This is a genomic window from Kitasatospora sp. NPDC004799, assembly GCF_040609095.1.
Lineage (GTDB): Bacteria > Actinomycetota > Actinomycetes > Streptomycetales > Streptomycetaceae > Kitasatospora.
The window spans coordinates 16,465-40,670 of record NZ_JBEXJK010000025.1 but is presented as its reverse complement, the minus strand read 5'-3'; the positions used below and the strand labels follow the sequence as shown (position 1 = coordinate 40,670).

At 73.0% G+C, this 24,206-nt stretch carries 15 protein-coding genes and 2 CRISPR repeat arrays; of the genes, 13 read left to right on the top strand and 2 right to left on the bottom strand.

Annotated elements, in window-relative coordinates; all coding sequences use genetic code 11:
• Positions 1-960, bottom strand: a 960-nt coding sequence (locus ABZW03_RS05960) for a D-alanyl-D-alanine carboxypeptidase (RefSeq protein WP_355252861.1), incomplete at its 3' end; no start/stop codon positions are given.
• Between the two features lie 268 nt (positions 961-1,228).
• Between ABZW03_RS05960 and ABZW03_RS05955 the strand changes: the two genes are divergently transcribed.
• Positions 1,229-1,426 carry a hypothetical protein gene (locus ABZW03_RS05955; RefSeq protein ID WP_355252855.1) on the top strand — a complete coding sequence of 66 codons (198 nt, stop codon included), beginning with the start codon at positions 1,229-1,231 and terminating at the stop codon, positions 1,424-1,426.
• A gap of 192 nt (positions 1,427-1,618) precedes the next feature.
• On the top strand, positions 1,619-2,221 hold the full coding sequence (locus ABZW03_RS05950) for a DUF6000 family protein (protein ID WP_355252852.1): 603 nt from the start codon (positions 1,619-1,621) through the stop codon (positions 2,219-2,221).
• A gap of 98 nt (positions 2,222-2,319) precedes the next feature.
• Here the strand turns inward: ABZW03_RS05950 and ABZW03_RS05945 are convergent, their stop codons facing one another.
• Positions 2,320-3,291, bottom strand: a complete 972-nt coding sequence (locus ABZW03_RS05945) for a hypothetical protein (protein WP_355252849.1) — start codon at positions 3,289-3,291, stop codon at positions 2,320-2,322.
• 1,306 nt (positions 3,292-4,597) lie between these two features.
• Here ABZW03_RS05945 and ABZW03_RS05940 point away from each other — a divergent pair.
• The 11 genes from ABZW03_RS05940 (at position 4,598) to ABZW03_RS05890 (ending at position 23,814) form a co-directional block, all read left to right on the top strand.
• Complete coding sequence (locus ABZW03_RS05940) at positions 4,598-5,746, top strand: glycosyltransferase (protein WP_355252847.1); 1,149 nt, start codon at positions 4,598-4,600, stop codon at positions 5,744-5,746.
• A gap of 358 nt (positions 5,747-6,104) precedes the next feature.
• Positions 6,105-6,743: a CRISPR direct-repeat array (repeat unit 29 nt; unit sequence GTCCTCCCCGCACCCGCGGGGGTCAGCCG).
• Between the two features lie 185 nt (positions 6,744-6,928).
• Positions 6,929-8,923 (top strand): ABC transporter ATP-binding protein, encoded by a 1,995-nt coding sequence (locus tag ABZW03_RS05935; protein WP_355252844.1) that lies wholly within the window; start codon positions 6,929-6,931, stop codon positions 8,921-8,923.
• A 585-nt stretch (positions 8,924-9,508) separates the two neighbouring features.
• Positions 9,509-12,034: direct repeats of the CRISPR family, unit length 29 nt; unit sequence CGGCTGACCCCCGCGGGTGCGGGGAGGAC.
• A gap of 504 nt (positions 12,035-12,538) precedes the next feature.
• Entirely contained in the window at positions 12,539-15,358 is a 2,820-nt protein-coding gene (gene cas3 / locus ABZW03_RS05930) for a CRISPR-associated helicase Cas3' (RefSeq protein ID WP_355252841.1), read from the top strand.
• Between the two features lie 237 nt (positions 15,359-15,595).
• Positions 15,596-17,215: a type I-E CRISPR-associated protein Cse1/CasA gene (gene casA, locus ABZW03_RS05925; RefSeq protein ID WP_355252838.1), complete on the top strand. Its 1,620-nt coding sequence runs from the start codon at positions 15,596-15,598 to the stop codon at positions 17,213-17,215.
• Entirely contained in the window at positions 17,212-18,045 is an 834-nt protein-coding gene (casB, locus tag ABZW03_RS05920) for a type I-E CRISPR-associated protein Cse2/CasB (protein ID WP_355252835.1), read from the top strand. Before casA ends, casB begins: the two co-directional genes overlap by 4 nt.
• A 50-nt stretch (positions 18,046-18,095) precedes the next feature.
• Positions 18,096-19,313, top strand: coding sequence for a type I-E CRISPR-associated protein Cas7/Cse4/CasC (gene cas7e / locus ABZW03_RS05915; RefSeq protein WP_355252832.1), 1,218 nt, complete (start codon positions 18,096-18,098; stop codon positions 19,311-19,313).
• Positions 19,310-20,134, top strand: a complete 825-nt coding sequence (gene cas5e, locus ABZW03_RS05910) for a type I-E CRISPR-associated protein Cas5/CasD (protein ID WP_355252830.1) — start codon at positions 19,310-19,312, stop codon at positions 20,132-20,134. Before cas7e ends, cas5e begins: the two co-directional genes overlap by 4 nt.
• A complete protein-coding gene (gene cas6e, locus ABZW03_RS05905) occupies positions 20,131-20,787 on the top strand; it encodes a type I-E CRISPR-associated protein Cas6/Cse3/CasE (RefSeq protein ID WP_355252827.1) in 657 nt (218 codons plus the stop codon). Before cas5e ends, cas6e begins: the two co-directional genes overlap by 4 nt.
• A 59-nt stretch (positions 20,788-20,846) precedes the next feature.
• The gene (gene cas1e / locus ABZW03_RS05900; protein ID WP_355252858.1) at positions 20,847-21,770 is read left to right on the top strand and encodes a type I-E CRISPR-associated endonuclease Cas1e; all 924 of its coding nucleotides are present in this window, start codon (positions 20,847-20,849) and stop codon (positions 21,768-21,770) included.
• 43 nt (positions 21,771-21,813) lie between these two features.
• Positions 21,814-22,134, top strand: coding sequence for a type I-E CRISPR-associated endoribonuclease Cas2e (gene cas2e / locus ABZW03_RS05895; protein ID WP_355252824.1), 321 nt, complete (start codon positions 21,814-21,816; stop codon positions 22,132-22,134).
• A 1,356-nt stretch (positions 22,135-23,490) separates the two neighbouring features.
• Positions 23,491-23,814 carry a hypothetical protein gene (locus ABZW03_RS05890; RefSeq protein WP_355252821.1) on the top strand — a complete coding sequence of 108 codons (324 nt, stop codon included), beginning with the start codon at positions 23,491-23,493 and terminating at the stop codon, positions 23,812-23,814.
• Positions 23,815-24,206: the final 392 nt, after the last annotated feature.

Genomic DNA, 24,206 nt, shown 5'->3' with positions numbered 1-24,206 from the left:
GGCCTCGGCCCCGCCCCCGGCCTGCGCGGTGGGGGAGGGCGCGGCGACCTCGTCGACCAGCCGGCCGACCGGCTGGACCTTCCCGGCGGCGGCGAAGCCCCAGTCGAGCAGGCCGGCGGCCTCGTCGTAGACCGTGTTCTGCACCTCCGGGTGCATCACCGTCACCAGCAGGGTGCGCCCGTCGCGTTCGGCGGCGCCGGTGAAGGTGGCGCCCGCGTTGGTGGTGTAGCCGTTCTTGACGCCGATCAGGCCGGGGTACTTGCCGAGCAGCCGGTCGGTGTTGGCGATGTCGAAGCTGGTGCGCCGGCCGGTGAGCGTGTCCAGCCCGCCGGGGAAGCGGGCGGTGCGGGTGGCGCAGTAGGCGCGGAAGTCGGCGTTGCGCAGCCCGGCCCGGGCGAAGAGCGTGAGGTCGTAGGCGGAGGAGACCTGGCCGTCCATGTCGTAGCCGTCGGGGGAGACCACCCTGGTGTCGCGGGCCTGCAGCGCCCGGGCGCGGTCCTGCATGTCGGCGACGGTCCGCTGGATGCCGCCGTTCATGTGGGCGAGGACGTGGACGGCGTCGTTGCCGGAGCTGAGGAAGACGCCCCGCCAGAGGTCCTCGACCCGGTACGGCAGGTTCTCCTTGACGCCGACCAGGCTGCTGCCGGCGCCGACGCCGGCGAGCTCGGCGGTGGTGACCCTGTGCTCCAGCGCCCGGTCGAACCTGGGCAGCACGGTGTCCGCGAACAGCATCTTGAGGGTGCTGGCCGGGGGCAGCGGCAGGTGGGCGTCGCGGGCGGCGAGCACCTCGCCGGTGGCCGCGTCGGCGATCAGCCAGGAGCGGGCGGTCAGTCCGGCCGGCAGAGCGGGCGCCCCGGCCAGCGGCTCGACCTGGACGGCCGGGCGGCCGAGCCGCTCGCCGCCGACGGCGGGGACGGAGTCCTCGGCGAGGGCCGCCGGGGTGACGGCGGCGAGCACCAGGACGGCACAGGCGGCGGCGCCGGCCACGGTCCTGGTGGCGTACGGCGGCTGCGGGGATATGCGGGTCGGGGGCACACGGCGAACGTACCCGGGCTGCCGCGGGGGCGCCGGGCCTGCTGCTCCGTCCGGAGCCGTGCATTGCCGTGCAGTGCCGTCCGGAGCCGTTGCGCCGCAGCCCCGTGCGGCTCGGAGCGGACGACTTTGGTGGCGGCCGCCCGCACCGAAAGTCGGATGCCCGGCCGAGGGGCCGCTTCCTAGGCTCGGGACCATGAAGACCCTGCTCGGCTACCTCGGTTCAGTGTTGATCGTCGGTGGCGCCTCCGGCCTGCTGTCCACCTGGATCGAGGGCTTCCGGCTGTTCGGCTTCGTCCGGGTCCTGGTCCCGGCCGGCCACGAGGTCGCCGGGTACGCCACGTTGGTGGTGCTCGGCGTCGTGCTGGCGCTCCCGGCCGCCCGGCACGGCTAGGAGTTTGCTGAAGATCTTGCTTCGGCCACCCGTCTTGCCCTAGTTCGCCGGTAAATATCGATCGGGGCAATCTGGTGCAAGCCGGGCACGATTTCAAGATCGTCAGTGCACTCCTAGGGCGTTTCTTTCCGATGTGTCAGCCGGCCTTCTGACGGCCGCCCGTAGGCCGACGGCGAGCGGGAGGATGCCGTCATGCGCCTTCCCCGTTCCTCGGACCCCGAACTGCTCGACGTCATCGAGCGCTACGTCAAGCCCACGACCAACGACACCGCGCGCTACCTCCACCTCCTCCACGCCAACTTCACCCGCGCCGACGAGGGCGAGCGCACACTCCTCCTCCAGTCGCTGCGCTCGGCCGCCGAGGCGGTTACCGATGAGGAACTCGAAGTCCTCCTGGAGAGCGAGTGGCGCTCCCGCCTCACCGCCGCCTGGCTGATCGGGGTGAACCGCCGTCAGTACTTCCGAGACGTTCTGGGTGAGCTGCTTCTCGCCAGCCGGCTGTGCTTCTCCGGCCAGGGCTACTGCTTCGCTCTCGCCCGCTTCTGCACGGAGGAAGACGCCCTGTACCTGGCGGCCTACCTGGAACGCCATCTCCAGCAGCCTGACTGCCAGTACGACCAGCACTGGGCCATCAGCGCGCTCCTGCACATCGACAGCCGGACCGGAACCGGACACGCCAGCCGCTTCCTCACCCCCGGAGGCCTGTGGCACCTGTGGAACGACGCCCAGGCCAGGCCCACACAGCCGAGCCGGTTCATGGATGGGCTCTGCGCGCTGACGGACTCGCTCAGGTAGGAGCGCTTCGGCGAGTACGCGGGCACCGCCCGCCCCGGCTGCTCGTGTCGGGCGCCGGGGCCCCGTCGGCCGTGGCAGGTGTGCTGCCCGGGCCGGTCCTAGGCAGGGCAGAACGGCCGCGTGGCACGTGGTCCGGCGGGCGGTCGGGTCCGGGTGCGCAGGGCTTCCCTGGCCCGGGCGGCGCCGGTGGTGGCCACGGACGTTGCGCCGCCGGCCAGGGGTTTCGGCCGGGGCCGGCCGAGGCCCGCGCACCCGGTGCAGATGCCGGGCTGCGGCAGGGGGTCGTGGCACTCGGCGCATTCGGCGTAGCGGGGGCCGGGGGCCTGCTGCGGGGCCGGGGCGGGCGGCAGTTTGTGCCGCAGGCGGTGGCGCAGGACGCCGACGGGGGAGTGCAGGGGCGTGGGCAGGCCGTGCAGCAGCGCCTGGGCGAGGTCGGCTGTGGTGGCCCCGCGTTGGAGCCACGGGGTGACGAGCGGTGCCAGTTCCCGTGCTTCGGCCTCGCCGAGGTGGAGGCGAGGCTCGGGGCGGATGACCCGGAGCAGGGTCGCGACCGCCTCGCGGATCTGTCCGTCGGGCAGCGCGGGCGACGCCTGGCCGGTGCGGGGGGCCTCCTCCGGCTCTCCGGGGCGGTCGGAGGCCTCGCCGGTGTCCGCCGCCGGCTCGTCAGTCTGCCGGGCGGGGTGGGAGGTTTCTTGGTGCCGGTTCTTTATCGGAGGGGTGCCTGCGGGGCCGATGGCCGGTTCACCGGGCGCCGGACGGGGGAGACCCGGTGCCGGCGGCTGCGGGGTGTCGTAGACGTGGGCTTCGGAGCGGACGGTGCCGTCGGGCATGCGGACGACGTCGACCCGGTAGTACCCGGCCTGGGTCAGTTCCTTGAGGGCCCTGCGGACCGCGCCGCGCCCCTGGGGGCTGGTGTCCGCCATGTGCCGTCCGTCCTCGCGCCTACCGTCGGGGCGGGAGAGGAGGTCCGCGAGCAGGCCTCGGGCGGTGAAGGTCAGCCGCCGGTCCTGTAGCAGGGTGTTGGGCAGCACGGTGAAGTTGCGCACGTGGGCGCTACGATGGACGCGCATCGGGAGTTGGAGCTCCTGTTGCCGGACCCCGGGGTGTTGGTAGCACCGCCGGGGTCGCCTGTTTTCGGTTGGACCACGGAACGTACCACGCTGCCTCCCGGCATCGGGGCCGCTTCACGAAAACACTGATGATCACAACTCCCGTCGGGGGTAGGCATGTTCGAGTGGCGGCCGCGGGTGTGCCGGGATCGCCTGGTGCAACGGTACTTTCGGGGCACGGTTCGAACGAGGTGCCGAGGTGGCGTCGTACAAGAGTAGGCGGGGGCCGTCGGAGGGGCTGAGGCGACCGCGAGCGCTCGCTGCCTGGCGGTCATTACGGAGGCGTCCTGAGGTCATGCGGGCCCGCAAGGCGTCCCGTGGACCTTGGCACCCCGCGACGGAGGTGCCCGGGACGGGCCGTCATGAGGCGCCCCGGCAGCGTCTAGGGTCGCCGACGATGTCGCACCGGCCGCTCGCCGGTGGTACCTCGACCTGGTCCAGCGGCCGGTGGCGGCCGAGGCACGGACCCGGAGTCCGCTCGGCGGGGAGTCGACCTTCCGGGGCAGTGCCGAGACGTCGTCCTGCAAGGCCTCTGGCTGCTCTACCGGGAGGTGACGTCGGATCGGTCCCCCACGGCCGGCGTGGCATTCGAGATCCTCACCGTGGTGGGGCCCGACAGGGCGCGCCTGCAACGTGTTCGGGAGCTCGCGGCCGACCGGCTCCGTGTGCTGCCGGACGGGCCTGTGCGACGACGACCTCCAGGCCTCGATCGCCCACTCTGGCTGATCCGGTCGAGGCCGAGCCCTCCGGTCGGTGAGCACTGGGGGGCGTGGCTGGGCTGGGCCCGGCCTTGGCGGTGCTTTTGGTGCGGGTGCGAGGAGGGCCGGCGTTCCGTAGCCCCGGTGCGTGCGGGCCTTGTGTTCGAGCTGCCGGCCGTGCGGCCTCCTTCGTTCCCGTGGTCGCCGCGTCTCCTCCGGGACCCGTCCCCTCCCAACTCCGGTGTCCCACTGCGGCGTTCCAGGTCTCCCCGCTTCCGCTGGTCGGGACGTCAGTCGTCGTTCCGCCATCCCCATCCTGGTGCCCGGGGCGTGGTGGCCGGAACGGATCGCCCGGCATGCTCCGGTCGTCCCGACAGCGGGTGCACCACCATGCGCACCATCACCCGGACCCTGTCGTCTACGTCGGCGCGGTCCATAAGGCCCTCGTCCTCGGCGGTCGGACGGCACGGGCCGTTGTGGAAGCCTGCGGCGCACGGCACGGCAGCTGACGTCCCGTCAGCTGTACCGACCTTCGCCGGCGGGCCCCGCGGCGCATAAATGGAGGATTCATGACATTACGGATAGCGATCACCGCCGAGCCGATCCCTTCCCATGTGTCGGCACTCGACTACGTCACCGGCCCGGCCTTTGAGCAGGGCCATGCGGTCACGCTCTACGCCCCCCTGATGTTCCGCCTCGAAGCCCGGCGGCGAGGGGTGGGGTTCCACCGGGCGGGAACGGACTGGACCTGCGATCCGGCCGTTCAGTGGGCGGCGAGCGAGGTCTGGAAGGAGCGCGGCAACGCGTCCTTCAACCGCCACGTCTTCGGTCGGCTCTGGCCGGACCATGCCGAACCGAAGGCCCGTGACCTGATCACCGCGTGGACACGGGCACGGCCTGACCTGGTGATCGCCGAGTGCAGTGATCCCGGTGCGCACCTCGCGGCGAAGGTCCTGGACCTGCCCGTGTTCACCGCGGACAACGGCCTCGGTCCGGTGCTCCACGACCTGTGGGACACCGACATCGCGCCCGCGTTGACACCCCTCTACAAGCAGTACGGCCAGGACGCACCCGTACTGCCCGCGATGCTCACCCCGGCGCCGGTCCGGTGGTTCCACGAGGCGCCCCCGCCCTCGACGCGCGCCGTCCGGCGCACCCTCGCGAAGTTCCGTACAGCCTTGCCCGAGGGGCCGGAGCGCTCCCCGTTCTCACGCCCGCTCGTCTACGTGAGCCTGGGCACCCTGACCACCACGATGTCCGGCCTGCGCGACGTCGTCGGGAATGTGTACCGGGAGATCATCGCCGCGCTCTCCGACCTCGGCTGCGAGGCGATCGTGTCCGCCGGAGACCTCACCGGGGACCTGCGTAGCGCGGACCCCCGCATCACGGTCGTCGGGCACGTCCCACAGCCCGCGCTCCTGCACCGTGCCGACCTGTTCGTGACCCACGGGGGCCGGGCGTCCCTGCTCGACGCGGTGCAGGCGGCGACGCCCGTCCTCGGCCTGGGCGTTCTCGCCGACCAGCCCGGCAACGCCGCCGCGTTCGCCCGGCACGGCTTCGGCCGCGCGCTGGATGCCGCGGCGACACGCGGCGAGATCGCCGACGCCGTGATGGCTGTTCTCGGCGACTCCCGCTACGCCGCAGCCGTGGACGCCGCCGCCGTCACGTTGTCACAGCTGCCACCGGTCGACATCACGGAACTATGGGACAGTGCATGATTCATGGGCCCGCAGGTGCCACCGCGCCATCCGCTCCGCCTCGAGGAGCGCCGGTCGAAAGGCTGCTGGCGGTGACGCCGACCAGTGGGTGGGCGTAGCCGTCGTCACCGTGTCCGTGCACTGACTGCAGGGAGGCGTGAGCGGCCCGCGGTGCCTGGTCCCGGCTCGCCCCGTAGGCTGAGGTTCCCGCCCCGACGGTCTATGGGCTGCGTTCCGGCCCTCACATCACCGATGCGTGGCACGATGTGCCGTGGTTCCTTGACACCTCAACAGTTCACGTACGCACACCATTGCCAGAGGCCGATTCGGAATCGGCAAAGAAACAGCAAAGCCGTCACATCGTCCCAGGTCGCGAAGAGTCCTCCCCGCACCCGCGGGGGTCAGCCGGCCACCGGGCCGGTGACAGTGAGGCCGGTCCGGTCCTCCCCGCACCCGCGGGGGTCAGCCGGGCAGTGGCCCGCCGAGGGCCCGGATGTGGACGTCCTCCCCGCACCCGCGGGGGTCAGCCGGCCGCTACGGTGCTGGACGCGGTGCGATTGGGGTCCTCCCCGCACCCGCGGGGGTCAGCCGTCGAGCAGCAGGTCCTGCCCGAGGAGGCCTCAGTCCTCCCCGCACCCGCGGGGGTCAGCCGCTGGAGCGGCCGGTGGCCGACCTGGCGGGCGAGTCCTCCCCGCACCCGCGGGGGTCAGCCGATCGTTCGCAGCGCAGGCTACTCAGAGCAGACGTCCTCCCCGCACCCGCGGGGGTCAGCCGGACACTTGGGAATGGCCGTTCGGCCTGGCCGCGTCCTCCCCGCACCCGCGGGGGTCAGCCGGCCAATGGCCGTCCGGACCACTACCTGGAGAGGTCCTCCCCGCACCCGCGGGGGTCAGCCACAGGAGCCACCACCAATGACCAGCGCCGACACGTCCTCCCCGCACCCGCGGGGGTCAGCCGGTGGACACGATCCTCGACGCGTCCCAGGAATCGTCCTCCCCGCACCCGCGGAGGTGGTGCCCTTCTTCACGAAGCCGGTGTCGTCGATGATCAGGACTCCGCTGTCCTCCCCGAGTCGTTCGGCGACGTAGTGCTGAAGTTCGTCGCGGATCTCCTCATCGAGCGCACCGGCGCGGACGCCCGGTCCGTCTTCGAGCGGCACCTGGAGAAGCTGGCCAGGCGGCCACTCACCGGGGAGGCCACCGCTTGAACACCCCCGGCCCTGGCCCCGCCCCCACCCCCGCGCCGACGACGGCGCCGACGACGACGGCGACGGCGACGGCCGACCCGGCGGACGGCGTTGACGACGCCGCGATGATGCAGTGGCAGCCCCCGGGCAGCGACGCGGAGATCATCGACGGCAGCAGGACCACCCTGCGGGCGACCGCCCGTGCCCTGCCTCGCCTGCTCGCCCTGGCCCTGCGCCTGGGCCGGCAGGCCGACCGGCCCGCGCTGATCGCGCTGATCGCCGGTGCGGTGGCCTCGGCCGCGGCCTCCGGCTTCGGCCTGCTGGCGACCACCGGCATGATCACGCACCTGGTCGCCGGCTCCGGCCCCTTCGCCGACCGCCTGACCCGCTCCGCCCCGTCCGTGGCGGTGCTGGCCGCGATGGCCGGGACGGCCGCCCTGCTGCGCATCCTCAGCGAGTGGGTCGCCGAACGGATCGGCCCGAAGATCGCCCGCGCCGCCGAGCAGGAGCTGATCGACGCCGCCACCCACGCCGAGGTCGTCGCCTACGACAACCCGAAGTTCCAGGCCGCCCGGGACGCCGCCGACCGCGGCGCGAGCGCCACCCGCGACCTGCTGTCCCAGACCCGCGACGTCATCGGCTACACCGCCGACCTGGCGGCCGCCGGGATCGTGATCGCCACGATCCACTGGGCCCTGCTGCCGCTGCTCGTCCTCGCCGTCATCCCGCAGGCCCTGGCGCGTACGGCGGCCGCGAACGCCTTCTACCGGGCGATGACGGCCACCTACGGCGCCACCCGCGCCGCCAACGTGCTGCGCTGGATCCTGTGCGACCGGCGCTCGGCCGCCGAGATCCGCTCCAACACCCTCGCCCCGTTCCTGCTGCGCATCTACGGCCGGGCCGCCGCGAAGGTCACCGAGGCCACCGACCGGGCCGCCGGCCGAAGCGCCGTCCTCGGCCTGTACGGCGCCGTCGCCTCCGGCGCCGGGGCCTGCCTGGTCTGGGGCGGGCTGGCCTGGCTGCTGGCGGGCGGCCACGTCACCCTCGCCTCGGCCGGCACCGCGGTGATCGCGCTGCGCTCGGCCGCCGCCGACCTCCACGCGGCCGCGAACTACGCCGCCGCGGTCCACCGTACGGGCCTGTACGTCGGCGACTGGCAGGCGTTCACCGGCCTGGCCCGCTCCCAGCGCCTGGACCGCGGTACGGCCGCGCCGCCGCCGCGGACGGCGGTGATCGAGGCGAGGGGCGTCACCTTCGCCTACCCCGGTTCGGAGCGGGTCGCGCTGGCGGGCGTGGACTTCCGCGTCCGCCGGGGGGAGATCGTCGCCGTGGTCGGCGTGAACGGTGCGGCGAAGTCGACCCTGATGAAGCTGTTGTGCGGGCTGACGCTGCCCGACGGCGGCGAGGTCGTCTGGGACGGCGTCTCCACCCGTGACATGGACCCGGCCCTGCTGTGGCGGCAGGTCGCGTTCGTCCAGCAGGACTTCTCGCACTGGCCGTTGACGGTCCGGCAGAACATCACGCTGGGGCAGGCGCGCGGGCTCGGCGACGAGGCCGTGCTGGAGGCCGCCGCCGCGACCGGCGCCGACGAGGTGGTCGCCGAGTTGGACGACGGCCTCGACACCCTGCTGGCCAAGGAGTTCTGGGGCGGTGCCGAGATCAGCGAGGGCCAGTGGCAGCGGGTGGTCACCGCGGGCTCGTTCTTCCGGGCGCGCGGCGGGACGCTGCTGATCCTCGACGAGCCGACCAGTGCGATGGACCCGCGCGCGGAGCACCGGATCTTCAACGGGCTCGCGGGGATCGCCGAGGACTGCGCCATCGTGCTGGTCACGCACAACCTGGAGAACACGCGGGTCGCGCACCGGATCGTGGTCCTCGACCACGGCCGGGTGATCCAGGAGGGCACCTTCGACGAACTGGCCTCGGCCCCGGGCACCTTCGCCGAACTCCGGGCCCTGCAGCACGACCGGGCGCAGGCCGTCCCGGGCCAACGGGCCCCGGAGGCCGACTGACGGGCGGGGGCCGCCACCCGCTCCCGTCGAGCCCGGTGACGGTCGTGAACGGATCCGCTCGGCGGTCGACGGCGTACGGCCACCGTCCCCGGCGCGACGGCCGGGCACGGGGACACGGCTCCGGCGGGGTCCGGTGACCGGGGGCCGGCGCGCTGCCGGGCCAGTAGGTTCCCGGCCCCGGTCGTCGACGGCAGGCCGAAGCGGGCCAGGGACCGGTGGCGGCCTGATCCGGGGCAACCGCGGAACCGGCCGGTGCGGGAGCGGCCCGCCCGGGGAAAACGGGCGGGCCACGGCGAAGAGCGGCACCCCGGACGAGCGGTTCCCGGGCGCCGCCGCCGCGTTGCGGGTCGTGGGCGCTGCGGTTCCGGCCGCCTACTGCATGAGTTCCCGGTGCGGTTGTTCGAAGGAGAGCGGGCAGCAGTAGAGCTGCATGTCGTAGCTGCGCCCGATCAGGACGCCGAGGTCCTCACCGGAGCCCCGGTCCTCGACGGGGTACGTCCGTGCCCTCGGGGCGCGGCAGCAGGGGGACGCCGCGCGCGTAGAGCTGGACCACGGGCAGCATCGCGTTCAGTCGGCAGCCCCGGGCGGCTGACCCCCGCGGGTACGGGAGGACGCCATCTCCCAGTCCGGGCCGGTCCCGACCAACGGGTGACCCCCGCGGGCGCGGGGAGGACAGCACCGGGGCGAGCTTCTGCCAGGCCAGGTCCGGCTGACCCCCGCGGGTGCCGGGAGGACATCGCGAGCTGCACGCACTGCCGGCGCCCGTCCGGCTGACCCCCGCGGGTGCGGGGAGGACCGCGGTTCTCGGGAGGGTGTCGTGATCCCGATCGGCTGACCCCCGCGGGTGCGGGGAGGACTATCACCGCACCGGGCGGCGCTGCCCCGCCGCCGGCTGACCCCCACGGGTGCGGGGAGGACGATCCGACTCCGGTGATCTCCATCACCGGGCGCGGCTGACCCCCGCGGGTGCGGGGAGGACAGCACGCCGCCTGCCCCGGCCTCGGCGAACTGCGGCTGACCCCCGCGGGCGCGGGGAGGACCTGCTGGCGGAGACCGTCGAGGGCGGCGCGGGCGGCTGACCCCCGCGGGTGCGGGGATGACACCTCGCGGCCGCCGTCGGCGAGGCCTGGCGCCGGCTGACCCCCGCGGGTGCGGGGAGGACGGTAGTTGGCGTGGTCGGAGCCCTCGGAGGTGCGGCTGACCCCCGCGGGTGCGGGGAGGACGCGACGGCCGGTTCCGTACCATCCCGGTGGACCGGCTGACCCCCGCGGGTGCGGGGAGGACAGCCAGTACCCCTCGATCGGCGCCTGGGTGAACGGCTGACCCCCGCGGGTGCGGGGAGGACGCCTGAACACCCTGCTCCTGGGCCTGGACCGGCGGCTGACCCCCGCGGGTGCGGGGAGGACCTGTACCGGCGGACCGCCCGGTGCCGGAAGTGGGGCTGACCCCCGCGGGTGCGGGGAGGACTAGAAAGCGGCGTCGCGCGGGTAGCCGTCCAGCGGCTGACCCCCGCGGGTGCGGGGAGGACATCTCCGCCGCGTCCACCACCACCACACCCGGCTGACCCCCGCGGGTGCGGGGAGGACGACGTCAACCTCTACCGCTACGCCGCGGACGGCGGCTGACCCTCGCGGGTGCGGGGAGGACACCCTGTTCGGCGGCGACCCCGGCACGCGGACCGGCTGACCCCCGCGGGTGCGGGGAGGACTGCCTGCGGGGGTCTAACCGGGACTCGCTCTTCGGCTGACCCCCGCGGGTGCGGGGAGGACGACGTCAACCTCTACCGCTACGCCGCGGACGGCGGCTGACCCTCGCGGGTGCGGGGAGGACACCCTGTTCGGCGGCGACCCCGGCACGCGGACCGGCTGACCCCCGCGGGTGCGGGGAGGACTGCCTGCGGGGGTCTAACCGGGACTCGCTCTTCGGCTGACCCCCGCGGGTGCGGGGAGGACGGCGTCGGAGGCCTTGGTGATCTGGGCCTGGACGGCTGACCCCCGCGGGTGCGGGGAGGACCTACGAGCTGACCGTTCCCGAGGACGCCACCGCGGCTGACCCCCGCGGGTGCGGGGAGGACCTGTTCGACACCGAACTGGGCAGGCTGTACGACGGCTGACCCCCGCGGGTGCGGGGAGGACCGCCGACCAGAGCCCGCCCGCCGCCGCCCCGTCGGCTGACCCCCGCGGGTGCGGGGAGGACGTGCCCAAGCGCGTCCAGGAGCACCAGGTCCGCGGCTGACCCCCGCGGGTGCGGGGAGGACACGACCGTCGTCGCCGCCGTGGTCGTCATCGGCGGCTGACCCCCGCGGGTGCGGGGAGGACGACGCCGCGTTCCGTGGGGCGTTCACCTTGGCCGGCTGACCCCCGCGGGTGCGGGGAGGACACCACCAACACCCCTGGCAGCACCGGGGGTTGCGGCTGACCCCCGCGGGTGCGGGGAGGACCGTTCGTGGTGGTGTCCATGTGCCCATCCTCCCGGCTGACCCCCGCGGGTGCGGGGAGGACGACATGATCGCTGCGCTGGAGCTCCAGGTGGACGGCTGACCCCCGCGGGTGCGGGGAGGACGCACGGCGGGCCACGGCGACGGGCTGGATCTGCGGCTGACCCCCGCGGGTGCGGGGAGGACCTGCTGCCGCGCGGCCTCCAGACGCTGCTCGGCGGCTGACCCCCGCGGGTGCGGGGAGGACGGTGCGGGCGCGGCCGGAGGACGTCTGGGTGGCGGCTGACCCCCGCGGGTGCGGGGAGGACGTGACGTCGGCGCCCCGGCAGCAGCCGGCCATCGGCTGACCCCCGCGGGTGCGGGGAGGACGGTTGTCCCGCCTCGGCGAGGAGGGCCGAGTGCGGCTGACCCCCGCGGGTGCGGGGAGGACTGTAGATGGCCACTGAGCTGCGAATCGCACACCGGCTGACCCCCGCGGGTGCGGGGAGGACATGCGCGGGTAGCCGCGCTCGTCGATCCACTTCGGCTGACCCCCGCGGGTGCGGGGAGGACATGATCCGCGCTCCCTCGTACCCTCGCCTGTCCGGCTGGCCCCCGCGGGTGCGGGGAGGACGTTGTCCCGCCCGGATTGCCCCGGTCAGGGACCGGCTGACCCCCGCGGGTGCGGGGAGGACACTTCGTGACCTGCGGCGTTGTGGGGGCTTTGCGATTTCTTGACCATGTGGGCCCTGTATTTGATGCCATGTCAAGTATCGAGGTGTCAAGGACCGCTCACACGATGCTACGGCTGCCGCGCGGCGAGTGCGGTAATCCGGCGGCAACAGGTGGTGACTGCGGAGCGGCAACTTGGGGCGCAAGGGTGTCCTGCGCTGGATGGTGAGCGGGCAGGTGCTTCTGCCCGTCCCGTCGGCGGCCTCCCGCACGTAGGGGCTGACCTATCGAAGAGGTCCCCCGCCGTCCCTGCGTCGGTCCCGCGAGTAGCCAAAAGCTCCAACCTACGGGGTGGTTGGGCCCGGTCGGCGGTGTCTGAATCGTTACACGAACCACCCGCGCATGCCTTCGGGTGCCAACGACCTCGGGCGATGCGTCGAGGGTCCCGCCGGACGGCTCCTCGCCCGTACCTGAATCCGATGCGGGAGCCGAGGGGATTGTCGGTGGAAGCTGATAGATCCTCAGGCGTGAACGAAAGCAATCCCGTTGGCCGGTTCGAGCCGGTCGATCCCGACTCTCGCCTGTGGGGCAAGAGCGCCGGCCTGCCCGGTCCGTACCCGGTGATCTGTCACCTCCTGGATACCGCTGCTGTCGCGGGCGCACTGTGGGACGCGGTCCTGAGCGAGCGGGTACGGGCGCGGATCGCCGGGGCCATGGGCGTCAGCGAGGCTGAGGCCCGGAAGACGGTGATGCTGTGGGCCGGGCTCCACGACATCGGGAAGATCTCGCTGCACTTCCAGCAGCAGGTCGCCGAGGAGTTCGCGGAGCTGATGGGGGACCCGGCGTATGCGGAGGACAACCCGGCGGCGAAGCGCAGCGGGTACTTGAGGCACGAGACGGCCACGCACTGGGGGCTGGTCGAGTTCTTCAGGCAGTGCGGCTACCCGCTTCACAAACCGGTCCGGAAGTCGCCGGCCCACCAGATCGCCCAGCTGCTCGGCGGGCACCACGGATGCTTCGCCCCCACGCTGCAGGTGAAGGAGATCAACAACCCGTCGGGCTACCAGCCCGCTCTCGGCACTGCGGAGGGCTGGCGGGAGCAGCGGCTCGCGCACGCCCACGCGGTCCGTCGGACGGTCGGGGCCGACAAGCCGCTGGAGTCCGTGCTGCCCGGTGAGCTGGCGGTGGTGGTCGCCGGGCTGGTCGTGGTGGCCGACTGGCTGGCCAGCCAGGTCGACGTCATCGAGCCGCGGATGCCCGGGGAGGACTGGAAGACCGGGGACTCGGAGCTCGCCGAGCACTTCGAGACGGCGGCCGAGGCCGCACCGCGGTGGGTCCGCGCGGCAGGCCTCGGGCGGGCGGCGTTCCCGGACAGGCCATTCACCCGGCAGTTCCCGTTCTCCCCGAACAAGCTCCAGGCCGACGTCGCGGAGTACTTGCCCAAGGTGGTGAAGGGGCCCGGACTGCTGCTGGTCACGGCCCCGACCGGCGACGGCAAGACCGAGACCGCCCTGCACGCGGCCTCCGTGATGGCGAGGGCCTCAGGCGCCTGCGGGATCTACTTCGCGCTGCCGACGATGGCCACGGCGGACGCGATGTTCACCAGGGTCCGCAGGTTCGCCGAGGACAACGTCGAGGGCGATCGCGCGCTCACACTGCTGCACAGCATGGCCTGGCTGAGCCCGGACTACGCCCCGGGGGAGGGGGCGACCGACGGGTCGGCCGTTCTCGCGGACACCGAGGCCGGCCAGTGGCTGCGCACGGGGCGTCGGGGCCTGCTCGCGCCGCTCGCCAACGGCACCGTCGACCAGGCGCTGACCGGCGTACTGCCGGTTCGCTACGGTTTCCTGCGGCTGTTCGGCCTGTCGAACAAGGTGCTGGTGCTGGACGAGGCGCACGCCTACGGCCCGTGGATGCACAGCCTTCTGGTGCGGCTGCTGGAGTGGCTCGGCGCGTTCGGCGCCCCGGTCGTGCTGCTGTCGGCGACCTTGACCGGCAGGGCGGCCTCGTCGCTGGTTGACGCCTACCGGCGTGGCGCGGGCTTCCGCGAGCCGTCCACGGTGGAGCCCTGCTACCCGGGATGGCTCTTCGTGGACGCGGGCAGCGGATCGGTGTCCGAGCCGCGCGAGGCCGGCAGCAGCCGCACCCGGACCCTGCGCGTGCAGACCCGTCGGGTGCACTGGGACGTCCGGGACGAGGACATCGCGAAGAAGCCGGGAGTGCAGGGGCGGCGCGACGCCCTGCTCGAGATCCTCACCCCGGTGGCCACCGAGGGGGGCTGTGTCCTCGTCTGCTGTACCACCGTGGACGAAGCCCAGCGCACCTACCGCTACCTGGAGTCGGCCCTGCCCGCTCTCGCCGCGCGCGACGGGGGCCTGCGGCTGCTCCACTCCCGCTACCCCGCCCACGAGCGGCAGCGCATCACCACCGAGTGCGAGGCCGCCTACGGCAAGCCGGCCGACGACGCGGCGGCGGCCGTCCCGCGGGAGGGCTCGATCCTGGTGGCCACCCAGATCGTCGAGCAGTCACTCGACCTGGACTTCGACCTGATCGTCTCGGACCTCGCCCCGCTGGCGCAGCTCCTGCAGCGGGCCGGCCGCGGCAAGCGCCACGAACGCCCCAACCGCCCCGCCTGGACCGGCCCGGCCGCCGAGCCGCGCATGATCGTGCTGGAGCCGCTCGGCGACAAGGACCGCGCGGCCGCACCCCGCTCCTGGGGCACCGTCTACGACGCGTCCCTGCTGCGCCGCACCAGTCTGCTGCTCGAGAAGCAGTCCGGCGGTGCGATCGAGGTCCCCGGAGACGTCCAGGAGCTCGTGGACGAGGTCTACGCGGACGACTTCGGAACGGACCTGGACAAGGCCGCCTCGGCGGAGCTCGAGCGGATGGACGCGGAGCGCATCGCCTCGGCCGCCGCCGAGGAGCAGATGGCGGAGACCACCGCGGTCCCGGCCCCCTACGGTGTGGCCGACGACCTCTCCCAGCTCAGCGAGCGCGGCTTCGCCGTCTCGGACGACCTGCTGACCACCCGCCTCGGCGCGGACAGCGGCCGTGCCGTGTGCGTCTTCCAACGGGAGAACGGCTGGAGCCTCGATCCCGACCGCGATGTCCCGCTGCCCGCGGCGAACCGGGATGAGATCGCGCTGATCATGCGGCACACCGTGCCGCTGCCCGGCCGCTGGCTCGCCGGCCGCACCGAGGAGAACGCCGTGCCGAAGGCCTGGAAGGACCGGCCGCTGCTCACCGACCTGGCGCTGCTGCGCCTGCGCCCCGACGGTGACCGGTGGACGGGCCGGCTGGGGGAGCGGCAGCTCATGTACTCGAACGTGGGAATTTCCGAGAACTAGCGTCGTAGGCGCCGCACTTGACGATACGTTGGCTATGCCGGTCCCGGACGGGATCGTCGTCCCTCCGGGACCAGCGTGACCCCCGCTCGCGCGGGGACAGGCCTGCCGACACGGCCGTTCCTAGGCGCCGCACGGCTCACCCTCGCTCGCGGCTCACCCCCGCTCGCTTGCGGGGACCGCGCCGAGTCTACCCACCCTGTGACCACCCGCACCCGTACCCGCCTCGCCGGAGGCCGCATGACATCCGCCCCACCCGCCTATAACCTCCCCGCCTACAACCTCCTCGACGAACCGTGGATCCCCGTCCGCTGGCTTTCCGTCCGCTGGCTCCCCGGGCAGGAGACGAACGACACGGCGGACTCCACCGCGCTCCGTCCACCCGAGGTCGGCCTGCGCGAACTCCTGCTGCGCGCCCACGAGATCGCGCAGATCGCGGTCGCCGACCCGCCCGCGCTCTCCGCGCTGTACCGCGTCCTGTACGCGATCACCGCCCGCGTGGCGGAGCTCGACGAAGCCGGTCCCGGAGACTGGTCCGACCGCCGCGACGAACTGGTCACCGAGGGAGGCTTCAGCGAAGAACAGGTCTCCCGGTACGTCACGCCGATCCACGACCGCTTCGACCTCTTCGACCCCGCGCGGCCCTTCCTGCAGGACCCGAGGCTGGCCGAGCAGTGCGACCCGGCGAACACCGCCGGCGTCGACAAGCTCGTCACCACCCGCCCCTCGGGCAACAACCACTCCTGGTTCCAGCACGTCAACAGCGCCGCCCCCGAGCTGCCCACCTCCGACCAGGCCGTCCTGCACCTGCTCGTCTGGCACTACTACGGCCCCTCCGGACGATGCTCCAGCCGCACCGTCGGCGGCACCAAGGCGGCCAGCAGCAAGGCCGGACCCCTGCGCAGCACGCTCTCCTACCATCCGGAGGGCGAGACACTGTTCGAGACGCTGCTGGCCGGACTCCCCGAACCGGCCGAGGACGTCTCCCGCGCCAGCGACCTGTGCCCGTGGGAACGGGACGGACTGCCCGACCCCGTGGCCGCCCCTCCAACGCTGAAAGGACCGTGCTCCGCGCTCACGGCCCGCTCCCAGCACGCGCTGCTGCTCGTGCCCGATGCCACCGGCCGGCACGTCCGGGACGCGTTCATCACCTGGGCGAACCAGCTCAAGATCTCCCGCGAGGGCGACCCGTACCTGATCTGGCAGACCAGCAAGGAGAACAACCCCTACCCCCGTCCCGCCGACTCCCAGCGCGCGCTGTGGCGGGACCTGGACGCCCTGCTGCTCAACAACCCCGCAGGCAGCACCCGGCCGCGGCGCCCGGCGGTGTTCCGCACCGCACTGAGAGTCTCGGAAGACCTGAGGGTGCGCGCACTGGGATTCGAACAGGACGGACAGGCCAAGGACATCCAGTTCGTCGACGCGGTCACCCCACCGGTGCTCGGGCTCGCCGAGGACAGGGACCCCACGGTCGCCGTCGAGATCGGCCGCCTGCGCGTCCTGGGGGAGCGCTACGGCAACCGGCTCGACCGGGCCGTCAAGAAGGCCTGGGCCGGCTTCACCACGGCTCCCAAGATCCGCGACTGCACCTGGGCCGCGGACGCCGCGGCCCGCTACTGGCCCGCCGCCGAAGCCGAGTTCTGGAAGCGCCTGAACGCGCGCGACTTCGACGGCGCCGCCGCGGCGTTCCGCACCCTCGCCGAACAGGCCTACGACACCGTCACCTACGGCGCGCTCGGGACCATGCGCGGAGCCAAGGCCTGCACCACCGCCCGCCTCGAGCTGTACGGCGGGCCGGTGAAGCACCTGACCGGGACCGGCGGTACCGGCGGCCGCACCACCAGTACGGAGGACGCATGAGCACGACCAGCACCATCCCCGGGCCCGCCAAACCGGCGGACGACACGGTCGGCACGACGAAAGAGCCCTCCCTCATCCCCTCGCTGGGACGGGCACGTGCCTTCACCGCCAGGATCGACAAGCGCAGCCACGAGGACCCCGGCGTCCGCGCGGCCCTGCGCCGTGGCGTCGGCAAGGACCTGGACGCCGTGCCCTTCATGCACCGTTACGTGGCCTCCTGGCTCACCGAGGACCAGACGCGCAGCCGCGACGTCCAGCGCGCCTTCTACACCGTCGCCTCCCTGATCGCCGCACAGCGCCGCGACCAGTACGCCGCCGCGAAGGCCGAGACGCCGAAGAAGAGCGGGGCGGAGGAACAGCCGACAGGCGAGGGGACGACGGCCGCCGACGCGGCGCCGGACACACCCGGCCACCCGGCCGACCGTCCGGAGGACACGGAGGCCGGGACCGCCAAGCGGGTCCCCCCGCGCAGCCTCGGCCATGCCTTCGCCGACGGTGTCACCAAGGGGGGCCAGAGCGCCGGTCTGCGGGAGACGTCGGCCGAGACCCGCCTCAACCTGCTGAGCCGGCAGAGCGTCGACGGCCTGCACCGCCACCTGCCCGGAGCCGTCCGCCAACTGCGCGGCTGCGACGTGGAGATCGACTGGGCCCAGCTCCTCATCGACCTCTGCCAGTGGCGGCGCCGCTCCGGCGCTGTCAAGCGGACCTGGCTCCAGGACTACCACCGGGCCCTACAGAAGGACGGCGAGCGCCGGGCCCGCGAACACGACGACGACCAGGCCGAGAGCACCGACACCGACAACCCGGACAGCACCGGACCCGAAGCCTGACCGGCGCCCATCCCGCACCACCGCACACCCGTAACCCCAAGGAGCAGAGCATGCCCGGCCCCGACCGCACCACCGCCCGCTTCCTCGACATCCACGTCGTCCAGAGCGTCCCGTTCGCCAACCTCAACCGTGACGACAACAACTCCGTCAAGACCGTCCGCTACGGCGACACCGAGCGCACCCGCGTCAGCAGCCAGTCCTGGAAGCGCGCCGTGCGCGAGTACTTCCAGGACAGCTTCGGCGAGCAGGCCCTGCGCACCCGCCGCATCGGCGCCCGCGTCACCCGCCTCCTCCAGGAGCAGCACGGCTGGCCCGCCGAACTCGCCCAGCGAGCCGGCCAGCACGTCGCCGCCGGCAGCAGCATCAAGTTCGAGACGGCCAAGGACTCGCCCGTCATCACCACCAACGCCATGGTCTACGTGCCCGAGACGGCCGTCGCCGAACTCGCCGCCCTCGCCCAGGAGCACCGCGCCGACCTCGAGAGCGCCAAGGACATCAAGAAGACCAGCGACAAGAGCGTCCTGCCCAAGGAGACCATCGACGCGATCCTGCGCAGCCGCAACGGTGTCATCAACCTCTTCGGCCGCATGCTCGCCGAGGTCGACGACGCGGGTGTCGACGGCGCCGTACAGGTCGCCCACGCCCTGACCACCCACGGCACCGACGTCGAGCTGGACTACTTCTCCGCCGTCGACGACGTCACCTCCGCCTGGGGGGACACCACCGGCAGCGCCCACATGGGCCACGCCGAGTTCAGCGCCGGCGTCTTCTACCGCTACGCCACCGTCGACCTCGCCGACCTGGCCGCCAACCTCGGCGGCGACCGCGACGCCGCCCGCGAACTCGCCGCAGGGTTCGCCGAAGCCTTCATCCTCTCCCTCCCGCGCGCCAAGAAGACCGCCACCGCCCCCCACACCATCCCCGACCTCGTCCACATCGCCGTGCGCAGCGACCGCCCGCTCTCCTACGCCGCCGCCTTCGAGCAGCCCGTCGCCTCCCAGGAGAACGGCGGCTACGGCCCCGCCTCCCGCACGGCCCTGGCCCGCTACGCCGTGGCCGCCGACAAGCTCCTCGGCGGGCGCGGCACCGTCACCGCGGCGTGGGCCAGCCTGGAGGACAAGGACCTCGACGGCCTGGGCACCCGCGTCGACTCCTTCCCCCAGCTCATCGACACCGCCATCGACGCGGCCTTCACCACCGACCGCACCGGAACCGACACCGCTACCACCACCGACGCCGCCTCCGTCACCGCCGGGGCCGGCGCATGAGCACCCCCACTCCCACCCGGGGACTGCTGCTGCGCCTGGCCGCGCCGCTGCAGTCCTGGGGCGAGACCGGCCAGTTCAACGAGCGCGACACCGCGTCCTTCCCCACCCGCTCCGGCGTCATCGGCCTGCTCGCCGCGGCCCTCGGCCGGAAACGGGACGAGGACATCGACGACCTCGCCACCCTCTCGCTGACCGTCCGCACCGACCGGGCGGGCGTCATCCTGCGCGACCTGCACACCGTCGGCGGCGGCCTGCCCGCCGCCCGCACGGTCACCACCGCCGAGGGCAAGAAGCGCACCGGGGCCACCGCCACCCTGCTGTCCCACCGCTACTACCTCGCCGACGCGGCCTTCACCGCCGTCGTCACCGCGGCCCCCGACCGCCTCGACACCTGGGCGCGGGCGCTGCGGAACCCGCACTGGCCCCCCTACCTCGGCCGCCGCTCCTGTCCGCCCGAGGGCCCCCTGCTGCTCGGCCTGGTCGACGACCCCCTGCACCACCTCGTCCACCTGCCGATCGCCAGGCGCGCCCGCAAGGGCGCCAGGACCGTCGACGTCGTCTTCCACGGCGACCAGCCGCTCGACCGCCTCGGCGACCACCCCCAGCCCGGGGCCGACGACGGAAGCACCCCCGCCGGAGAGGTCACCGACGACCCCGTCACCTTCCACCCCCGCAGGCGGGCCTACCGCGCCCGCCCCCGCTACCAGCGCACCCTCACCCTGCCCGCCGACCGCTGCAAGGGCCTCGCCGCCGGCTACCTGACCGCCCTCGGCGACTACCTCGACCAGCACACCACCCGCCCGGAAAGCATCCCCGCATGACCCTGTGGCTCACCCGCATCATCCCCGACCCGCGCAGCCGCGACGCCCGCCGCGACACCGCCGGCGCCGTCGACCTGCACCACCGCATGATGTCGCTCTTCCCGGACCACGTCGCCGACGACGAACCACGCCGCCGCCTCGGCGTGCTCTTCCGCACCGAATCCACCCCCGCCGGCGACCAGATCCTCCTCCAGAGCGCCGAGCGGCCCGACCTCGACCGCCTCCCCGCCGGATACGGACAGGCGGCGACCAAGACCCTCACCCCGCTCCTCGAGGCCCTGCGACCCGGCCTCCACATCCGCTACCGCATCGCCGCCAACCCCATCCGCAGGCCCAGCCGCGCCAGCCGCGAGCTCTACCGGCTCAAAGCCGTCGTCCCGCTCCAGGGCGCCGCCGCCGACGACTGGTGGGCCCGCCAGGCCCAGTCCTCCGGCCTCGACCTCGGCACCCTCCACTCCAGCCCCCTCGAAGCCGCCAAGGGCCACCGGCGCAGCGACCGACGACCCGTCAAACACGACCGCATACTGTTCGAAGGCACCGCCGCCATCACCGACGCCGACCGCCTGCGTACCCGCCTCACCGACGGCATCGGCAAGGGCAAGGCCTACGGCTGCGGCCTCCTCAGCATCGCCCCCCACCGGGGGCCCCAGTGACCGCCCGCCGCCCCGACCCCGGAGCCGCCCGACGCAGACTCGCCGCCCCCACCGTCGCCATGCTGCCCCGCATCGCCGACTCCCTCTCCTTCCTCTACCTCGACATCGTCCGCATCGTCCAGGACGACACCGGCGTCTGCGCCGAGGTCACCAGCCCCCACCGCGGCACCGAGACCGTCTACCTCCCCACCGCCGCCCTCAGCTGCGTCCTCCTCGGCCCCGGCACCTCCATCACCGCCCGGGCCCTGAGCACCTTCGCCCGCCACGGCACCACCGTCGTCATCGCCGGATCCGGCGGCGTCCGCTGCTACGCCGCCACCGTCCCCGAATCCCTCAGCACCACCTGGCTCGAACTCCAGGCCCGGGCCTGGGCGGACGACACCACCCGCCTGGCCGTCGCGACCGCCATGTACGAGCAGCGCTTCGGCCGCGGGACCGCCCCGGCAGGCAGCAACCTCAACAAACTCCGCGGACTCGAAGGGCAGCGGATCAAGGCCCACTACCGGCTCCTCGCCCAGCAGCACCGCATCGGCCGCTTCCGCCGCAACTACGACCCGGACTCCTGGGACACCCAGGACCCCGTCAACCAGGCCCTCTCCGCCGCCAACACCTGCCTCTACGGCATCGTCCACGCGGCGGTCCTCGCCCTCGGCTGCTCGCCCGCCCTCGGCTTCGTCCACAACGGCAACCAGCAGGCCTTCGTCTACGACATCGCCGACCTGTACAAGGCCGAACTCACCATCCCGCTCGCCTTCTCCCTCCACGCCTCCCCCCAGCCCGAAGCCGACGCCCGCCGCGGCTTCCGCGACGGACTGCGCCTGTTCCGCCTGCTGCCACGCATCGTCACCGACATCCAGCGACTGCTCGCGCCGGACCAGGACATCACCCTCCCGGACCCGGAGGAGCAACTCGTCGACCTGTGGGACCCGGTCTCCGGACCGGTCCCGGGCGGGGTCAACTACGCGGGGGAGGAACTGCTGTGAGGACCGGCCGGCCCGCACACCAGCACCCGGGAGGGGCGCGCCCATGGCAGCCATGACCGTCCTCTCCGCCACGGCGGTCCCCGACCACGTACGCGGCGCCCTCACCCGCTGGCTCCTCGAGGTCACCCCCCAGCTGTACGTCGGCACCATCTCCGCCAAGGTGCGCGAGGAGCTCTGGCAGGCCGTCAGCGGCTGCGTCGGCGACGGCGTGGCGGTCCTCGTCCACACGGCGGCCAACGAGCAGGGCTTCGAGCTGCGGACGGCGGGCGAGCAGCGGCGCAAGCCCATGGACTTCGACGGGCTGACACTGGTCGCGATGGCGGGCCTTCAGCCCGCGGACGCTCCGAACACCGCCGACACGTAGGGACGCCGCTGAGGTTCCACCTCGGGGGGTACCTCAGTCGAACGGCAGGAACGGCTGACCCCCGCAGGTGCGGGGAGGACGCCAGGACAGCCTCACCGACACTGTCCGGCACCGGCTGACCCCCGCGGGTGCGGGGAGGACGTGATCGTGTCGTCCGGGCTGTGGGGCACGAGCGGCTGACCCCCGCGGGTGCGGGGAGGACTCTTCGCGACCTGGGACGATGTGACGGCTTTGCTGTTCCTTTGCTGATTCCGGGTCGGCCTCCGACAATGGTGTGCGTACGTGACCTGTTGAGGTGTCAAGGAACCACGGCACATCGTGCCACGTGTCGGCCGCGGCGGCCTGCCGGTAGCGGCGGCCCGTGTGCCTTCGACGCGCCGGTTGAGCCGGCAAGAGCCGGCCCGGAACTGCAAGAGACGGCTGATTCCGCCGTCTGCGGGGCATGAGCCCGCGGCAGGCCCGGTGCGCGCGTCTGGGCTCCGCAGCCGAAGCTGTGAGGCCCAGAGGGGGGAAGGACTCGGTGTCACCCTCGGGCGGACGGCAGCGGGTTGGCCGACTTTTCCAGCCACGCCCGGTGCTTGCCCCCGTCCACGGTCAGGCCGAACCGCTCGAAGCCCGGCCGGCCCGCGGCCGTCCACCATCGGACGAGGTGCCGTTGGGCCGCCCGGACTGGTAGATGCAGCTGAAGGTCCAGGAGATCTGCATCCACGACGCTCCCGCGTGCGGAAGCGGCCCGGGGCGCGGTGGGCACTCCTGGACGGCGGGTGCGACCGAGATCACCTTGCAGTACTAAGGGAACTCCCCGGGGTACCACGAGGCCCTGTACAACCTCATTTACCACGGGGCCCGGGCAAGTGGTCCGGATGACCGTCGAGCTGGACGGCCAGACATACTGGGACACCGTCGCCTTGCTTCCCGGCAACCCGGGCCACGCCACCGGTTATGTCTGGGGCCCAGCCGCAAGACCCTCGATGGTCCGAAGGCACACCCGCTCACGGGCATCAAACTCGCCGCGTACGACGCCCAGGGGAAGGTTCTGGCGAGCAAGGCGGTGTCGTCCTGAGGCTGGACGTCGACCCGGTGAAGGGCCTCCACATCAACGTCGAGATCGGGAAGGGGGGAGTCGGCCGGGAACGCGGCGGCGCCCGCACCGTCCCGGGAGCCGTGGGTGGTCGATTGGTCACGGTCTCAGAGGTTTTCTCCGGAAAGCCCTTGTTCGGTCCAGTCCGAATCACCTTGGACTCGGCTCAGGACGGGGCGAATCTGGTGTCGCAACAAGGCATCCGAAAGCCATGTCCTGGCCGGGAACCGGCTTCCGGTGCTCCAGGGCGCGGAGTGCGTCGAAAGGAAGAAAACATGCGAGCAACGAAGGTCAGGGTCCTCGTGGGCTCCGCTGCCATTGTGTTGGCGGGGCTGGGCGGCATCGTGCCGGTCCAGGCGGCTTCGGTGCCGGAGGTCGCCGCCGGCGGCACGGCGCCGGCCTGCATCGACCGCAGCGATGTCACGAACACGGCCGGCGGTGGGATCGCGGGCTACGTGTACAACAACTGCGGCAGGACGATGCGTGTCAAGATCGTCATTCACAACTGGCGGGACACCTCCTGCCAGTCGATCCCGAACAGGCAGAGCAGGTACTTCCACACCGTCGGCGGGACCTACGACCGGACCGCGGTCTGCTGAGCGGCGGATGGCGGCTGATGCGAACAGCAGCTGATACTGCCGGGAGGCGGGACCAGGCGACCTGCTCCCGCCCCCCGGAAGCAGCACCTCGCCCGCCTCGCCGGGGCAGGGCTCAGTCTCACCTGCGGTCGGGTGGCAACGGGCCCGGCGCCGCGAGGCGGGCGCGCGGCGTCGTCGGCCGGATGCTCGGGCCATCGCAGGCGCCGGGCCTTCGGGATTTACTGACTTCGGCCTGTCAGGGTGAGGTCGGGGTATCGAGGGTCAGACTGGCGCTGGCTATGAAGCCGTCGAGGGCGTCAGGCTGGTACCGCAGGTGTTTGAGCGGCTGGACCGCCGCCAGCGCGGGCGGCGGCGAGGTCGCCGACCACGCCGACGGTGGTGCGGCCGTCCGG